The sequence below is a fragment of the Myxococcus sp. AM009 genome, from assembly GCF_013372605.1.
GTDB lineage: Bacteria > Myxococcota > Myxococcia > Myxococcales > Myxococcaceae > Myxococcus > Myxococcus vastator.
On record NZ_JABXEP010000317.1, the window covers coordinates 1 to 2,724 of the forward strand.

General features: G+C 70.8%; 4 protein-coding genes. 1 reads left to right on the top strand and 3 read right to left on the bottom strand.

Features of this window, described 5'->3' with window-relative positions; genetic code table 11:
* The first annotated feature begins 233 nt into the window (after positions 1-233).
* Positions 234-587 carry a DUF488 domain-containing protein gene (locus HV824_RS35430; protein WP_368670844.1) on the top strand — a complete coding sequence of 118 codons (354 nt, stop codon included), beginning with the start codon at positions 234-236 and terminating at the stop codon, positions 585-587.
* Here HV824_RS35430 and HV824_RS35435 read toward each other — a convergent pair.
* The 3 genes from HV824_RS35435 to HV824_RS35445 form a co-directional block, all read right to left on the bottom strand.
* Entirely contained in the window at positions 584-733 is a 150-nt protein-coding gene (locus HV824_RS35435) for a hypothetical protein (protein ID WP_176415956.1), read from the bottom strand. The genes HV824_RS35430 and HV824_RS35435 overlap by 4 nt on opposite strands.
* Before the next feature lie 140 nt (positions 734-873).
* On the bottom strand, positions 874-1,329 hold the full coding sequence (locus HV824_RS35440) for a hypothetical protein (RefSeq protein ID WP_176415955.1): 456 nt from the start codon (positions 1,327-1,329) through the stop codon (positions 874-876).
* 188 nt (positions 1,330-1,517) lie between these two features.
* The coding region (locus HV824_RS35445) for an FtsX-like permease family protein (RefSeq protein ID WP_176425237.1) at positions 1,518-2,724 on the bottom strand (1,207 nt) is incomplete at its 5' end.

The window sequence follows — 2,724 nt, forward strand, 5'->3', positions numbered from 1 at the left end:
GCCCGCCCCCCGTGCTGCCCCGTCACGCTGCTGCATCACCCCATAGCAGGGCGCGTGCCGCCGCCGATCCACGCCCCAAGGCCAGCATTTCCAAGCACTTGGAGACATCACCCTGGGCCAACGGGGCCAGAGCCCTTCCCGTCCCGGTAAGAAATCCGGTCCCCCGCGGATGGAATACCGTCCCTCCGATTCAGGGTTGCCCGGCGATGCCGCTCAAAACCAAACGTTGGTGTGTGCCTTCGGAGCCAGATGACGGCTTCCGCGTCCTTGTCTGCCGTTACCGGCCACGAGGCCTGCCCAAGGCCAAGGAGACGTGGGACGCGTGGCAGAGCAACCTGGCGCCCAGTCCGGAGCTCTTCGCCGCCTTCTATGGAAAGGGCCGCACACCCATCACGCTGGAGGCCTACCGCGAGCGGTACCTCCAGGAGATGGCGTCGCAGCAAGAAGCCATCACCGCGCTCGCCAGGCGAGTGCGGCAGGGTGAGACGGTGACCCTCCTCTGTTCAAAGGACTGCATCCTCGAACAGGTCTGCCACCGAACAATCCTGGCCGGGCTCATCGAAGCGGAAGCGGCGCGGATGCATTAGAGCGGCTCCGTCCACGCCTGGCGCCGGCCCGTCGCCTTCTCAATCGCGTCGAGCAGGCGGTGCAGCTTCAACGCCTCGCTGAAGTCGTGCGCATCCGGCCCCAACTCCCCCCGCGGCAACCAGGCGTGGTCGCCGGGAGCAGGCAACGGCTCGAACGGCGGCGGCAGAGCAGAGGCGGAGGCCCGCGCCTCCCACAAGCCTCCGCGAACGGCGGAAGCCGCGGCCGGGGCGGCGGTGAACCTGCACCGTCACGCTCCAGACCGCGGCCATCCCCGTGCGGCGTGGACTATTGTTTCATCTTGTCGATGGAAGACGCCATGTTCTCCGTCGTCTTCTCCACCTTGAACTTGGTCCGGACCTGGTCCCCCTCCTTGATTTCACGCCGGAGGTGGCTGTCGATGTCCCGGTGCTTCTCGATGGGCTTGCCATCGATTTGCGTGGAGTGGCTCACGCCCATCGCCACCACCGCGCCGTTCTCATCCTTGATGAAGACCTTGTCCCTCCGCAGGGCCACCACGGAGCCGCTCAGCTCCTGCTGTCCCTGCATCTGGCTGCCGCCCATCCCGCCGGACATCTCCGAGCCGCTGCTGGGTGGCTGCTGCATCGATGGGTCCTGCGGCGGCATTGAGGGCTCTTGCGGCGTCGAAGGTTCCGGCGGCATCGCCGGCTCCTGCGAGCCTTGCGCCAGAGCCGCGCCACCCCACGCCAGACCCGCGATCATCCCCATCACCTTGAGCTTCATGACCGACCCCTTTCGTCCTGGAGGGCGCACCTCGCCTCCGGAGCCAACCGTGGCCATGCCCGGCGGCTTTGCCAGCCGGTGCCACGGTGCGACGCGCCCCCTGGAGCGCGCCCCCAAGCTCGTCCGCCCCACCTCGCGGGGTGATGCCAGGCGCGCCCCAGTGAAACGCAGTGCCCCTGGACGCCTGCTCAGTCCGCCCGAAGCGCCACCGCGGGGGAGACTCGCGCGGCCCGGCGCGCGGGCAGCAGCACCGCCAGGACGGCCACCGCCAACAGCACCGCCGCCACCGCCGCGTACGTCAATGGGTCCGTGGGCAGCACGCCGCTCAGCAGGTGCGTGAGGCCGCGGCTGGTGGCCACCGCCAGCCCCAGTCCCATGACGAGCCCACAGGCCGTCAGCCCCAGGTAGCGGCCGAGCACCAGCCCCATCACCTGCGCCCGACGCGCGCCCAGCGCCATGCGGATGCCCAGCTCGCGGGTGCGCTGCAGCACCGCGTAGGCCACGACGCCGTAGAGTCCCACCGCCGACAGCACCACCGCCACCGCCGCGAAGGCCCCCGCCAGCAGCAGGTAGAAGCGCAGCGGCGCCACGGTGCGGTCAACCACCGAGGCCAGCGTGCGAACACTCCCTGGCGCCAGGCTCGCATCCAACGCACGAATCTCCGCGCGAGCCGCGGGGGCCAGGTCGAGCGGCGCCCCCTTCGTGCGCAGCAGCACCACCATGCTCGTGGTCCGCGCCTGCACGTAGGGCACGTACACCTCCGGCAGGGACGGCGAGCCAAGCCCCTCCAGCGCCATGTCGTCCACCACCCCCACCACGCGCCCGCCCATGGCACCGCTGCCCCAGTCCATGCCCGTGTCCAGCGTGCGCCCCAGGGGCTCTTCGCCAGGCCAGAAGCGGCGCGCCGCCGCCACGTTGACCAGCACCGCGCGCCCACCCGCGCCCTGGTCCGCCGCCGAGACGCCGCGGCCCTGCAGCACCTTCACGCGCAAGGCCTCCAGCGCCCCGGGCGTCACGACGCGCACGCTGGCCTGCCAGGGCTCCGTCCCCTCCGGAACAGGCCGCAGCGGGTCCTTCACGGGAACGGTCCACCGGGCCCCATCCAGTGGAAGCCCATTCACCGCGCCGACCTGCTCCACGCCGGGCAAAGCCCGCAGCCGCCCGAGCAACGTGTCATAGAAGGCCGCGGGCGCGGCGGTGCCAAAGCCATAGTGAAGCGGCGGCAAGTCCACCTTCACCGTCAGCACACCCTCGGGGTCGAAGCCAGGCTCGGCCCGTTGCAGGTGCACGAAGCTGCGCAGCAACAACCCCGCGCACACCAGCAGCAACACCGCCAGCGCCGTCTCCGCCACGACGAGCACGGAGCGCGTGCGGTGCCCCTGCGCGCCGCCACCC

What these genes read in the sequence shown, in the direction of transcription:
- HV824_RS35440 (WP_176415955.1), bottom strand. Translation starts at nt 1,329, where the DNA reads ATGAAGCTCAAGGTGATGGGGATGATCGCGGGTCTGGCGTGGGGTGGC.